The organism is Microbacterium sp. NPDC090225 (assembly GCF_044772365.1).
GTDB lineage: Bacteria > Actinomycetota > Actinomycetes > Actinomycetales > Microbacteriaceae > Microbacterium.
In genome coordinates this window covers 1,769,392-1,783,101 of record NZ_JBIVYS010000001.1, presented here as the reverse complement: position 1 = coordinate 1,783,101, position 13,710 = coordinate 1,769,392, and the positions used below count along the sequence as shown (strand labels likewise).

General features: G+C 68.8%; 10 protein-coding genes. 3 read left to right on the top strand and 7 right to left on the bottom strand.

The features are described from left to right. The first annotated feature begins 15 nt into the window (after positions 1–15). Both ACIQTT_RS08425 and ACIQTT_RS08420 read left to right on the top strand, forming a co-directional pair. Complete coding sequence (locus tag ACIQTT_RS08425) at positions 16–639, top strand: TetR/AcrR family transcriptional regulator (RefSeq protein WP_402788492.1); 624 nt, start codon at positions 16–18, stop codon at positions 637–639. A 10-nt stretch (positions 640–649) separates the two neighbouring features. Continuing rightward, complete coding sequence (locus tag ACIQTT_RS08420) at positions 650–3,886, top strand: efflux RND transporter permease subunit (RefSeq protein ID WP_402788490.1); 3,237 nt, start codon at positions 650–652, stop codon at positions 3,884–3,886. 108 nt (positions 3,887–3,994) lie between these two features. Here the strand turns inward: ACIQTT_RS08420 and ACIQTT_RS08415 are convergent, their stop codons facing one another. Beyond that, positions 3,995–4,882, bottom strand: coding sequence for an aldose 1-epimerase family protein (locus tag ACIQTT_RS08415; RefSeq protein ID WP_402788488.1), 888 nt, complete (start codon positions 4,880–4,882; stop codon positions 3,995–3,997). A gap of 254 nt (positions 4,883–5,136) precedes the next feature. On the opposite strand from ACIQTT_RS08415, the gene ACIQTT_RS08410 reads away from it, so the two are divergent. Continuing rightward, positions 5,137–7,404, top strand: a complete 2,268-nt coding sequence (locus ACIQTT_RS08410; protein ID WP_402788486.1) for a DEAD/DEAH box helicase — start codon at positions 5,137–5,139, stop codon at positions 7,402–7,404. Positions 7,405–7,782: 378 nt separating this feature from the next. Here the strand turns inward: ACIQTT_RS08410 and ACIQTT_RS08405 are convergent, their stop codons facing one another. The 6 genes from ACIQTT_RS08405 to ACIQTT_RS08380 form a co-directional block, all read right to left on the bottom strand. Next, entirely contained in the window at positions 7,783–8,322 is a 540-nt protein-coding gene (locus tag ACIQTT_RS08405; protein WP_402788484.1) for a YaeQ family protein, read from the bottom strand. 61 nt (positions 8,323–8,383) lie between these two features. Further along, positions 8,384–9,529 (bottom strand): Rv2578c family radical SAM protein, encoded by a 1,146-nt coding sequence (locus tag ACIQTT_RS08400; protein WP_402788482.1) that lies wholly within the window; start codon positions 9,527–9,529, stop codon positions 8,384–8,386. 63 nt (positions 9,530–9,592) lie between these two features. After that, complete coding sequence (locus ACIQTT_RS08395; protein ID WP_402788481.1) at positions 9,593–9,736, bottom strand: hypothetical protein; 144 nt, start codon at positions 9,734–9,736, stop codon at positions 9,593–9,595. 23 nt (positions 9,737–9,759) lie between these two features. Continuing rightward, positions 9,760–11,904 (bottom strand): right-handed parallel beta-helix repeat-containing protein, encoded by a 2,145-nt coding sequence (locus tag ACIQTT_RS08390; protein WP_402788479.1) that lies wholly within the window; start codon positions 11,902–11,904, stop codon positions 9,760–9,762. Between the two features lie 4 nt (positions 11,905–11,908). Continuing rightward, complete coding sequence (locus tag ACIQTT_RS08385) at positions 11,909–12,736, bottom strand: carbohydrate ABC transporter permease (RefSeq protein ID WP_402788477.1); 828 nt, start codon at positions 12,734–12,736, stop codon at positions 11,909–11,911. Further along, a complete protein-coding gene (locus ACIQTT_RS08380; protein ID WP_402788476.1) occupies positions 12,736–13,710 on the bottom strand; it encodes a carbohydrate ABC transporter permease in 975 nt (324 codons plus the stop codon). The genes ACIQTT_RS08385 and ACIQTT_RS08380 overlap by 1 nt, the downstream gene beginning before the upstream one ends.

Below are 13,710 nucleotides of genomic sequence, written 5' to 3'. Positions count from 1 at the left end.
TACGGAAGGACCCCGATGATCACGAAAGCGCGGCGCAGACGCGACCCTGAAGCGCGCCGTCGCGAGATCGTCGAAGCGGCCGCCGAGCTGATCGTCGAGATCGGCGTCGACGCCCTCACCCACCGCAAGGTCGCCGCCCGTGCCTGCGTTCCACTCGGCGCGACCACCCAGTACTTCGACACCCTCGACGACCTGCGCGACGCCGCGCTCGGCTTCCTCGTGCGCGAGATAGAGATGCGCATCGAGGCCACCCGCCAGGCCGTCGAATCGGTCGGTGTGACGCCCGAGGCGCTCGCCCGGCTCATCACCGAGAGCCTCGCCGACGCCCGCGCCCTCGAGACCGACCGGGCCGTCGTGACCGCCGCCGTGCACGACCCGCGCGTGCGCGAGCTGGCCCGGCGCTGGTCCGACCAGGTCGTCGAGTTCATCGCCCCCGTGCACGGACCGGACCGCGCCCGGGCAGCGGCCGTCTTCATCGACGGCATACTCTGGCACGCCCAGATCAGTGACGATCCCCTCGAGGAAAGCCTCATCCGAGACGGCCTCGCCGGGATCCTCACGCCGCACACAGCATCCGATTCATCTGAACCGTACACAGCACCCGCAGCATCACCAGCACCCGCACCGACAGCATCCTGAGGAAGCAACCTTGTCGAAACTCGCCGTCCTGAGCCTGAAGAACCGCGCGCTCATCGCCCTGATCACGATCGTCGCCGCGGTCTTCGGAGGCCTCGCGCTCACGAACCTCAAGCAGGAACTCATCCCCTCGCTCGAGCTGCCCGCGCTCGTCGTGATGACCACCTACCCCGGCGCCTCGCCCGAGGTCGTCGAGAACGACGTCTCGACGCCCATCGAGGCAGCGATCCAGGGTGTGCCCGACCTCGAGTCGACCACCGCCACGAGCACCACCAACGCCTCGATCATCCAGGCGAGCTTCACCTACGGCACGAACCTCGCGACCGCCGAGCAGAAGATGCAGCAGGCGATCAACCGCATCTCGTCGACGCTGCCCGAAGACATCGACCCGCAGGTGCTCGCGATCTCGATCAACGACCTGCCGGTGATCCAGGTCGCCGTGTCGGGCTTCGACGACGCCGACAATGCGCAGGCCGAGCTCGAGACCGTCGCGATCCCCGAACTCGAAGACGTCGATGGCGTGAACGCCGCCGAGATCGTCGGCGGGGTCGGCCAGCGCATCACCATCACCCCGGACGTCGCGGCGCTCGCCGCAGCGGGTCAGAGCACCCAGGCGATCAGCGACGCCCTCGAGCAGAACGGCACGCTGTTCCCCGGCGGTGACATCACCGAGAACGGCGAGACGCTCACCGTGCAGACCGGCGCGAAGATCGCCTCGGTCGACGAGATCGCGGCCCTGCCGCTCGTCGGCACCGACCTCGCCGTCGGCGACGTCGCGACCGTCGTGCAGGAGTCCGACCCGATCAGCTCGATCTCGCGCGTCGACGGCCAGGATGCGCTGTCGATCTCGATCACGAAGCTCCCCGCCGCGAACACCGTCGAGGTGTCGGCCGGGGTCATCGCCGCGCTCGACGAGATCGGCGAAGCCTTCCCCGACGCCACCTTCACAGTGATCTTCGACCAGGCGCCGTTCATCGAGCAGTCCATCGAGACGCTCGCGGTCGAGGGCCTGCTCGGGCTCGTGATGGCCGTGCTCGTCATCCTGCTGTTCCTGATGTCGGTACGCTCGACGCTCGTCACCGCGATCTCGATCCCGACCTCGGTGCTCGTCACCTTCATCGGTCTGCAGGCATTCGGCTACTCGCTGAACATCCTCACGCTCGGTGCGCTCACGATCGCGATCGGCCGCGTGGTCGACGACTCCATCGTCGTGATCGAGAACATCAAGAGGCACTACGTCGGCGACGCCGACAAGGGCGATGCGATCCGGTTGGCGGTGCGCGAGGTCGCGATGGCGATCACGGCATCCACCATCACCACGGTCGCCGTCTTCCTGCCGATCGTGTTCGTCGGCGACATGGTCGGCGAGCTCTTCCGACCGTTCGCGATGACCGTGTCGATCGCGATGATCGCCTCGCTGCTCGTCTCGCTGACGATCGTGCCGGTGCTCGCGTACTGGTTCCTCAAGCCCGGTAAGCCGTTGCTCGACGAGAACGGCGCAGCCATCGATCCCGAGCACCAGGATGCTCCGCCCACCCGTCTGCAGAAGGCGTACCGCCCGATCCTCGGCTGGACGCTCAAGCACTCGGGCGTCACCGTCGTGCTCGCCGTGATCGTGCTGGGTGCGACCCTCGCCGCCGCTCCCTTCATGAAGCAGAACTTCCTCGGCGACTCCGGTCAGAACACCATGACCATCACGCAGGACCTCGGCCCGACGGCCAGCCTCGAGACCAAGTCGGATGCCGCGATCAAGGTCGAAGACGCGCTCAGCGGCATCGACGGCATCGAGCACGTGCAGGCGTCGATCGGGTCGAGCGGCTCCTCGGTGCGCGACGCGTTCTCGGGCGGATCCTCCGGCGTGACCTACTCGGTGCTCACCGATGAGAGCGCCGACCAGGAGAAGCTGCGCGCCGACGTGCAGGACGCGATCGACGGTCTCTCCGACGTGGGCGACGTGTCGGTCGCATCGTCGGCCGGATTCGGGTCGAGCGATATCGAGATCACGGTCTCGGCGTCGAACGGCGACGACCTCTCCACCGCCACCACCGCGGTGATGGACGAGCTCGACGGACGCGATGGCATCGGCCAGGTGAGCGACAACCTCGCCGCGGCCCTGCCCTACATCGCCGTGGTCGTCGACCGCGAGGCCGCCGCCCAGCGCGGGCTCTCGGAGGTCGCCGTCGGTGCGATCGTGTCGAACACGATGCGCCCGCAGCAGCTCGGGTCGGTCGAGATCGACGACACCGCACTCACCGTGTACCTCGTCACCCCCGAGCCGCCGACCACGGTCGAGGCGCTGCGCGAACTGACGATCCCGACGCCGCTCGGCCCGGTCGCGCTCAGCGACATCGCCACGGTCGAGCAGCGCAACGGCCCCACCTCGATCACCACCGAGCAGGGACAACGCACCGCCACGATCACCGTGCCTCCGGCATCCGACGACCTCGCCGTGGCGACGGCATCCGTCACCGCCGCGCTCGACGCGGTCGACCTGCCCGCCGGTGCGTCCGCCGAGGTCGGCGGCGTCGCCTCGCAGCAGGCCGACTCGTTCTCGCAGCTGGGTCTGGCGATGCTCGCCGCGATCCTCATCGTGTACGTGGTGATGGTCGCGACCTTCAAGTCGCTGCGCCAGCCGCTGCTGCTGCTCGTCTCGGTGCCGTTCGCGGCCACCGGTGCGATCCTGCTGCAGATCATCACGGGAGTGCCGCTCGGTGTCGCGTCGCTGATCGGTGTGCTGATGCTCATCGGCATCGTGGTGACGAATGCGATCGTGCTCGTCGACCTCGTCAACCAGTATCGGGAGAAGGGTCTGTCGACGGTCGCGGCCGTGCAGGCGGGATCCGAGAAGCGTCTGCGGCCGATCCTCATGACGGCGCTCGCGACGATCCTCGCCCTCACCCCGATGGCGCTCGGAATCACCGGGCACGGCGGATTCATCTCCCAGCCGCTCGCGATCGTCGTGATCGGCGGACTCATCTCGTCGACCGTGCTCACCCTGATCGTTCTGCCGACGCTCTACAACCTCGTCGAGGGTGCCCGCGAGCGTCGCCAGGCCCGCAAGGGCGGGGGAGCGGATGCCGCGCCGACGGGTTCGGACCCGGAGGCGCCCGAGGGGCCGGACGCGGGTTCTGCGGGTTCGGCGGGTTCTTCGGACGAGCTGGAACTCACCGAGGCCGAGGTGTCGGTCGTGGCACATGGTGCGACGCTCAGCCGCCGGGAACTGCGCGAGCGTCCGTGGCTGTCGCAGTGATACGCCGTACCTAACTCAGGAAGAAGGGCCCCGGAACCGCGCCAAAGCGTCGGATCCGGGGCCTTTCGAGCGGTTGTGCCTGAGTTGGGTACAGGGTTGCCGGGGGAGTCAGCCCAGCGAGATGCCCCAGTCGAGGGTCCAGGTCTCGCCGGGAGCGAGGCGACGGATGCCGAGGCCGCTGTTGAACGCGTCGGCGGGTGCGGTCATCGGCTCGATCGCGACGGCCAGGTCGTGGCCGGGGTAGTTGGTCGCCGTGTAGACCTGCACGAAATCGAAGCCCTCACCCTGCCAGAGCGTGAGGCGGCGGCCATCGGGCGCGGTCAGCGAGTGCCGCACGCGTCCGTCGGGGTCGCGAGCGAGATCGGTGAAGCCGGTGTCGAGCTTCGCGTCGCCCAGACGGATGCCGTCGCGCAGCGCCGCCTCGACCGGACGGGTGCCGGTGGGAAGCATCCGCTCGTCCGTCTCGAACGCGGTCGACGCCGGCACGCGCAGCACGAGGTCGTGCGCGTCGACATCTCCGATGGTCACGTAGGGATGGGTTCCGAGCGCGACCGGGGCCGCGGCATCCGATCGGTTCGTCAGAGTGTGCGTCACCGCGACCCCGTCGTCGGTGAGGGCGTAGGTGACCGAGGTCTCGATGAGATACGGGTATCCGGTCTGCGGCACGATCGTCGCGCGCAGGGTGGCCGAAGCATCCGTCTGCTCGATCCCGTAGGCCGTGAATCGCAGCAGCCCGTGGCTGGCGTTCGCGAATTTCGGCTCGGTGATCGCGAGCTGCCGAGCCGTTCCGTCGTCGTTCCACCGGCCGTCGCGGATACGGTTGGGCCAGGGTGCGAGGACGACGCCCGAGCATCCCGGAGTCGGCTGATCGAGCGGATACGGGGAGATCAGGTCGACGTCGCCGATGCGCAACGCGCGCAGCGAGGCGCCGACCTGGGCGATCTGCGCGGTGACGTCGCCGCGACGGAGGGAGACCTGGATGCCGGTGGGATTCACCTCGCCATCGTACGGCGGCGGGGGAGTCTTTCAGGTGCGACCGGTATGCTGGGGAAGTCGGCTTCGGACACCCGCGCAGCGCGCGGACGTTTTACCTGTTTGAAGTGTGAGTCCAGGGGCCGATGGTGAGCGTCCATCGACGCGCATTCAACCATCACATGAATGGCCCCGGCCCTTGAGCGTCCGGCACCCCTGATCCACGGGTGCTTTTCCGCGTGCGCCGTGCTGTTCTCGTGCGAGAACGAAAGACACACATGCCGAAGAACAAGAAGCCCCAGGGCGGCCGAGCCGCTCGCAACTTCGAGCCGCGCTACGGCGCGAACAAGACCTCCTTCCACGACCGTCACCACGGTGGTGCGTCGCGTGACGGCGGCCGCGACGAGCGCGGCGGACGATCGGATGCCGGCGACCGCCGCTCCGCTCCCGCCGCCGGCGGCTACGACCGTCGCCCCGGCAGCCGCAGTGCCGGCCACCGCGGATACCGTCCGGCCGAAGCCGAGTCGGGTGCCCCGAAGCAGCGCTGGGGTGCGCAGGAGCGTGCCGGTCGCGACGAGGCCCGCGGCATCCGCAACCGCGCCGAATCCGGCCGCCGCGAGGCGCCGCACCGTCGCGACGAGCGTCCCCGTTTCGAGGGCGGCGCCGAGCGTCCCCGCTACAACGACCGCCCGACGGCCGGCCGTCGCTTCGACGACCGTCCGCGTCGTGATGACCGTGGCGGCGCCGAGCGTCCCCGCTACAACGACCGCGGCAACGACCGTCCCCGTTTCGATCGCGATGAGCGTCCGCGTCGTGACGACCGTGGCGGCGCCGAGCGTCCCCGGTTCAACGACCGCGGCGCCGATCGCCCCCGTTTCGATCGCGACCAGCGGTCCTTCTCGCGTCCGGCTCCTGAGCGAGGAGCGCAGCGACGAGACGAAGGGCGTGGAGCACGCGACGTCGAGCGTCCCCGCTACAACGACCGCGGCAACGACCGTCCCCGTTTCGACCGCGACGAGCGTCCGCGTCGCGACGACCGTGGCGGCGACCGCCCTCGGTACAACGACCGAGCGGCATCCGAGCGTCCCGAGCGTTCGTACGACGCCGACCGTGCCCGCCGCGCCTTCGACCGCGACCGCACGCAGCGCTCCTACGACGCTCCGGGCGAGCGCAGCCGCCCCTCGACTGGTGGCGCGTACCGCACCGATCGCCCGCGCCGCGACGAGCGTCCGAGCCGTGACGCGCGCCCCGGACGCAACGACTGGAACGCTAAGCCGAAGGCGGCCTTCGAGCCGACCGACGACGTCGTGCACGAGCGCCTCGAGGCGAAGTCCGTCGCGGCCGTCGAGGTCGACGGTGTGAGCTTCGGCGACCTGGGCCTCGGCTCGAACATCGTCGAGACCCTCGCCGGTATGGGCGCGGCGACGCCGTTCCCGATCCAGGCTGCCAGCATCCCGGCCGTGCTCGGCGGACGCGACGTGCTCGCCCGCGGACGCACCGGCTCCGGTAAGACCATCGCCTTCGGCGCCCCGCTCGTCGAGCGCGTGCTGCAGTCGCAGGCCGGCAAGCGTCGTGAGTTCGGTCGGTCGCCGCGCGCGATCATCCTCGCTCCGACCCGCGAGCTCGCCCTGCAGATCGACCGCACGATCCAGCCGATCGCTCGCAGCGTCGGTCTCTTCACCACCCAGATCTACGGCGGCGTGCCGCAGGGTCGCCAGGTGGGCGCGCTCAAGAAGGGCGTCGACATCGTGATCGGCACCCCCGGTCGCGTCGAGGACCTCATCAACCAGGGCAAGCTCGACCTCTCGGACTGCCGCATCGCGGTGCTCGACGAGGCCGACCACATGTGCGAGCTCGGCTTCGTCGAGCCCGTGCAGCGCATCCTGCGTCACACCGCCGACGGCAGCCAGAAGCTGCTGTTCTCAGCGACGCTCGACCGCGAGGTCGCGGCTCTCGTCGACGAGTTCCTCGTCGACCCGGCCGTCTACGAGGTCGCCGGTGAGGACCAGGAGTCCAGCACGATCGAGCACCGCGTGCTCGTGATCGAGCACCGCGACAAGGCCGAGATCCTCACTTCGCTCGTCGACCGCGAGGGCAAGACGCTCGTCTTCGCCCGCACCCGCGCCTACGCCGACATGCTCGCCGAGCAGTTCGATGACGCCGGGATCCCCGCGGTCTCGCTGCACGGAGACCTGAACCAGGCCAAGCGCACGCGCAACCTCGAGCGTCTGACCTCGGGCCGCGTGAACGTGCTCGTCGCCACGGATGTCGCCGCCCGCGGCATCCACGTCGACGACATCGATCTGGTCGTGCAGGCAGATGCGCCCGACGAGTACAAGACGTACCTGCACCGCTCGGGCCGCACCGGCCGCGCCGGTCGCTCGGGCCGCGTCGTCACGCTCATCACGCGTCAGCGTCAGCGTCGCATGACCGAGCTGCTCGACCGGGCCGAGATCGACGCACCGTTCGAGAACGCGCGCATCGACGACGACATCATCGACGAGATCACCGGTCGCACCCCCACCGCGGAGGCGCTCACCCGCTGAGCTGAGGGTCGCGCGGGCTGAGGTTCGCGTGGGCTGAGGGGTCACGAAAGGCCGGGTCGGAAGCATCCGACCCGGCCTTTTTCGACCCCTCGCGCGGGAGTGGCCGCACAACTTCGGAGTTCTGAGGCGACACGCCGGAGTGCAGGGCTGTCTGCGCGGCGCGTCTCACCCGATCTCCGAAGTCATGTGGGCCGGTGGCGGGTGCGCGCGTTGCGAAGGAGATCGCACGATGCGCAGGAACGGATCCGCGAAAGGCTCCTGCGGAACGAGAGATCTCCTCCCGGGAGCGGAGAGTGCGGCCCGTGAGGGGTCAAGACACGCCGTATCGGATGCCGGGGGTGCGGCGTGTCTTGACCACTCACGCGCGACCGGCGGGACCTACCCGAGCTCGTGCTCGTGGATCGCGGTGGTGAGGTTGGCGCCGTTCAGGTCGAGGTAGAGCACCTGCTCGGTCACCGTGAGGGTGAGCGTGTTGCGGCGCTCGATGTGCGGAGTGACCTGATCGATGAAGCCGGGGTCGAAGCTGAAGACGCGCAGGTCCTCGGCGCGGTGGATGCGTTTGCCGGCCCAGGGGAGCATGACCTTCGCGGGGTCGCGGTGGGTGTAGACGACGGTGCGTTCGGCGAGACGGCTGCCGTAGTGCAGGCGCTCGGCGTCGGGGGCGCCGACCTCGATCCAGGCGGTGATCGCGCCGGTGAGGTCGCGGACGAGCACGGCGGGCTCATCGGTCTTCGAGATGCCCTCGCTGAAACCGATGCCCTCGGCGAACTCGAGGCCGTAAGCGAGGATGCGGGTGATCATGTAGGCGTCGGTCTCGGACGGATGCTTCGCCACGCGCAGCGAGTAGTCCTCGTAGACCCCGCGATCGGTGTCTGCGAGTTGCACGTCGAACGTGTGGATGGTGGAGCCGGTAGCCATAGTCACCGAGCCTACGGGCCTGCGGCCCTCCGCCCCGACCAGCGGATGCCGCCGTGCACCCTCAGAACAGCATGGGCTGCGCCGGGGTCGAGGTCGCCGACCCGGTCGTCCGGAAGGTGACGGCGGGGCTCGGGCGGACGGCGTTCGCGCGCCCGGCGTTCGGCATCCCGTTCTGCACACCGTCCTGCCGCCAGATCGAGTCGACGTGCCCCTGTCCCGGACGGAATCCGCGCCGGGGGTAGTCGTCTTCGTGGCGCGCGTCGAGACCGTGCACCCGGATCAGCGGCTTGACGCGCTTCGCGAGCCACTGCCGATAGGGCTTCGGCGCCTCGGCGGAGGCTCCGGGATAGAGGCCGCGGTACGACGAGACGAGGTCGGGTCGATGCTCTCCGAGCCACTGGAAGAACCATGGCTTCACGCCCGGCCGTAGGTGCAGTGCTCCGTAGATCACAGTGCGCGCGCCCGCTTCTTTGATGCGCGCGAGCGCATGCGCGATCGCCTCGACCGAGTCGGTCATGTGCGGCAGAATCGGCATGAGGAAGACGGTGACGGGGAACCCGGCATCCGACAGGGCCTTCACCGTGTCGAGCCGCGCCTGTGTACTCGGGGTTCCCGGTTCGATGGCCTTCTGCAGCTCGTCGTCGTACATCGCGATCGACATCTGCACGTCGATCGGCACGCGCTGCGCCGCCTTCACGAGCAGGGGGATGTCGCGCCGGATCAACGTGCCCTTCGTGAGGATCGAGATCGGCGTGCCCGAAGCCGCGAGGGTCTCGATGATCCCGGGCATGAGCTTGTAGCGCCCCTCGGCCCGCTGGTACGGATCGGTGTTCGTGCCGAGCGCCACGGTCTCGTGCTGCCAGCTGCCCTTGCGCAGCTCGCGCTCCAGTACCTCGACGACATTGACCTTCACGACGATCTGCGAGTCGAAGTCGGATCCACCGTCGAGGTCGAGGTACTCGTGGGTGCCGCGAGCGAAACAGTAGACGCATGCATGACTGCATCCCCGATAGGGGTTGATCGTCCAGGCGAAGGGCATGCGCGATGCGCCGGGAACGTGGTTGAGCGCCGACTTCGAGAGCACCTCGTGAAAGGTCATGCCGGCGAACTCGGGGGTCGTCACCGACCGCAGCACGCTCGACCGGTCTTCGAGGCCGGGGAGTGCCGCGGCATCCGTCTCTCCGACCGTTTGTCCCTGCCATCGCATACGCTCATTCGAACATGCATCCGAAGTTAACGCAAGCGAGGTTCGAAGAAATTGACGAAGAGGCTACGCCGTCGGTTCGGTCGCCCGTATCAACCCGCACTCGACGCACGACCAGACGACGAGGAAGCGCTCGTCGTCGAGGATCTCGAACGTCAGCGCGCCGCCGCAGGTCGGGCAGACCAGGGGGTTCTGCACGTGCGCGTTCATCCCCTCAGCCTACGGACGTCCGCCTACCCCTGGGTCGGCAGGAACGGGTCGACGCCGGTCGGCGCACCCAGCGGATGCCGTCGCTCCGACACCGGCCGCGGCCCGGCGCCGCGCACATCCGGCACCCGGATGCCGAGCTCTTCCGCCGGCGACCCCTCCCGCACGCGCAGGTCGCGCGCCGCGGCATCCACGAACAGCGGATCCGCGGTGACCGAGTGCCGGTCATGACCCAGCCGCGCCCACTCGTCGTCGAGGCGCTCGACGATCTCGAAGCCGAGCCGCCCATCCGGCCCTGTCGAGCGATCGGCGTTCGCCGCCCGCACCGCGCCGTCGAGCGGTGCCGCATCCCAGAACAGGTTCAGGTCGCTGTCGATCCCGAAGCGCCGCAGGTCGCGATGATCCGGATAGCCGACGAACGCGGGCATGCCCTCGCCCACCACGATGTTGCGGTGGAACGTGAAGGACACGTGCTCCTCGGGGCGGGTGATCGACACCTGCCCGTTGCGCCCGAAGGCCCAGACGTTGTCGCGGATGATCACCTCGCGCCCGTAGTGCTGGTGGTAGGCCTGGCTCGACACGTCGTGCACCACGTTCTGCTCGATCACCACGTGCGACGAACCCTCATCGAGGTAGATGCCCCAGCCGCCGTAGTTCGCGCACTCGATGTCGTGGATGTGGTTGCTGCGCACGACCGTGCCCGGCGCGATGCCGAGCAGGTAGACGCCGCCCATGTCGTTGAGCAGCCCCTGGCCGAGGTGGTGGATGTGGTTGCCCGCGATGAGGTTGCCCTCGGACGGGCTGTGCAGGTAGTCCCACATCCAGCCGACCGAGATGCCGGAGTAGAGGAGATCGCTGATCTCGTTGTGGGCGATCACATTGTGCGAGCCGTGCTGGAAGAGCACGCCGACGGCGTTCGGGTAGACCTGACCGCCGCGCGCGATCGTGCAGTCCGAGACCTCGTTCGCGCGGTTGTAGTCGGGGGCGAGGGCGTCGATCCCTCCGCCCGAGCGCACGGCTCCGGCCCCGAGATCGCTGAACGAGACGCCGCTCAGAAGCGCCCCGCGCGTGCCGGGTCCGAGGCTCACGCCATAGCCGCCGACGCGGGCGATGCTGCCGCCGACGATCGCGCACGATCGGGCGAAGCCGAACCGCACGGCGGCGGGAACGGTGCTCGCCGCTTGCACGTCGGCCGCATACCGGCCCACCGACGGCAGTTGCGGATCCTCGCGTACGCCGAAGGGCGGCACGGCCGGCGGCACGGCCTCGAAGTCGGCCTCCGCGAAATGCACGCCCTCGAACCGCACCTCGCGCACCGGTGCGTCGGCGGTGCCGTCGAGCGTCACGAAGGCCTCGGTCACCGGCATCCGCACGTCGAGCGCGTCGATGTCGACGCCGGGCTCCGGCAGGTACAGCACGTGCGGACCCGACGCGCCGACCAGTTCGCCGGTCGCGTCGAGGTACCACTCGCCCGCGACCTCGCCGAAGCGCTCGGCGACGTTGTCGAGCCAGTAGCGCGCGAAGAGCTCCGCGGCGTCGTCGCGCAGCGCGAAGATGCTGCGCAGCGAGCTCGTGAGGGTGCGGGTGTCGCGGTCGATCGCGGTGATCGGCATCCGCTCCTGCACCCAGTAGTGCGGCACGACGACCTCGACCGCCCGCTCCTGCGCGAGCTCGGGGATGTCGCCCTCGGCGAAGCGGAACGACGCCGACCCGTCGAACAGCGTGCCGACGAAGCTGCCCGCCGGGTCGAGGCCCTCCTGCTCCTCGACGCGCAGGAATCCCTCGCGCGGATGCCGGGGGCGCTCCGCCGCGACGCCTCCGACGTAGAGCCGCCGAGCCGCCGCCCGCGGCGAAGGCGCGGCGTAGGCCGCGACCCCGTTGATGGTCACCGGGCGCCAGCCCGTCAGGCGCAGGGATCCGCGCAGTACCGGCGGGTTCGCGGCATCCGTCGCCACCACCGCGGTGAAGGAGTCGGATGCCGTGAACGAGACGGGCTGGTGGTGCCGGTACTCGCCCCCGGCCATCCAGATCACGGCCCGCTGACCCGGCTCGCGCCGAGCCCGCACGAGGGCGAGGCCGTGCGCCAGATCGTTCGCGGGGTAGCCGTGCGAGCCGTCGGCGTAGGGCGACCCCTCCGGGTCGACGTACACCTCGATCCGGTCGGTGCTCATGGAATCAGCCCTTCGTGGCTCCGGCCGTGACGCCGGCCGAGATCTGCCGCTGGAAGATCAGGTAGACGATGATGATCGGCAGCACCGCCAGCAGCACGCCGGCGATGTACGTCGGCACGTTGTCGGGGTACTGACCGCGCAGCGCGCTCACACCGACCATGACGGTGCGGTTCTGCGGCGACTGCATGATCAGCAGGGCGATGAGGATGTCGTTCCACACGAACAGTGCGTTCAGGATGCCCATCGAGATCAGCGCCGGCTTGCCGACCGGGATCATGATGCGCGCCCACACGCCGAACAGCCCGTTGCCGTCGACGCGCGCCGCTTCGGTGAGCTCCTTCGGGATGCCCGAGTAGTAGGAGGTCATGAAGAACACGGTGAACGGCAGGAACTGCGCCACGTACGCGGCGATCAGACCGGGGAAGGTGTTGATCAGCCCCATGTCGCTGAGCACCTTGATCGTCGGCACCATGATCACCTGGAACGGGATCATCATCATCGCGAGGATGATGAGGAACGCGACCTTGCTGCCGCGGAAGGTGAGGTGGCTGAGCGCATAGCCGCACATCGACGCGAGCACGAGCAGGATCGCGACCGAGCACACGGTGACGATGATCGTGTTCGCGAAGTAGCGACCCATGTCGGCGTTGTTCCACGCGTCGAAGAAGTTCTGCACGTTGAAGGTCTGCGTGACCCCGAGACGGTCGAGGACGTAGTCCTTGCGCGTCTTGAGCGAGATGTTCAGGCCGTAGAGCATCGGGGCGATCGTGGCGATGGCGAGCAGCATCATCGGCACGGCGATGATCCACTTGCCCAGGCGTTCGCGGCGCATCATGCCTCCTTCGTGGCGCGACGCAGCACGCGGATCTGGATCAGGCCGATGACGAGCACGATCAGCAGCAGGAAGACGGATGCCGCGGATGCGAGCGCCGGGCGGGCCTCGCCGTTGAGCTTCCAGATGAGGAACTCGGGCAGGTAGCTCGCCGCCCCCGGACCGCCGGCCGTCATCGTGTACAGCAGGCCGAAGAGGCCGGTGAGCATGCCGATCGTGGTCGTGACGAACACGAACTGGATGGTCTGGCTGAGGCTCGGGATGATGACGTGCACGATCTGCTGCCAGAGGTTGGCACCGTCGATCTTCGCGGCGTCGAGCAACTCGGCGTCGAGGGTCGCGAAACCGGCGAGGAAGATCGTGAACGCCATGCCGAACGTCGCCCAGATGTGCACGACGAGCACCGAGGGCAGCGCCGTCGCGGGGAGTCCGAGCCAGTCGACGCCCGGGATGTTGATGGTGTTCAGCGCGCCGTTGATCGGACCGTTCGCGGCGAGCAGGATGTTGAAGATCGCACCGATGATGATCGGCGAGAGCACCACCGGCAGGAAGTACACGCTGCGGTAGAAGCGGTGGCCCGGGATCTTCAGGAAGACGAAGGTGGCGAGGATGCCGGCGACGAAGACCTGGATCGGCACGAAGAGCAGCACGACCAGTACGTTGCGCGCGGATGCCTGGAAGCGGGCGTCGCCGAGAAGGGTGAGGTAGTTGTCGAGGCCGACGAACTGCCCGTTGAGCTCCTTGTCTCCCGTGAACGAGTAGTTCACGCCGAGCAGGAGCGGGTAGAGACGGAAGACCGCGAGGATGAGGATGACCGGCAGCACCATGAGGTAGGGCGCGAGCCGTTCGGACGTCCACGGCTTCTTGCGCAGCGGCTGGCCGAGATCGCGGCGTGCGCCGCGTTCCCGGCGGCCGCGGCCCGGACCCTTGTTCGCGAGAACAAGGGTCCGGGTCGAGGTGGTGTCGATCGCCAA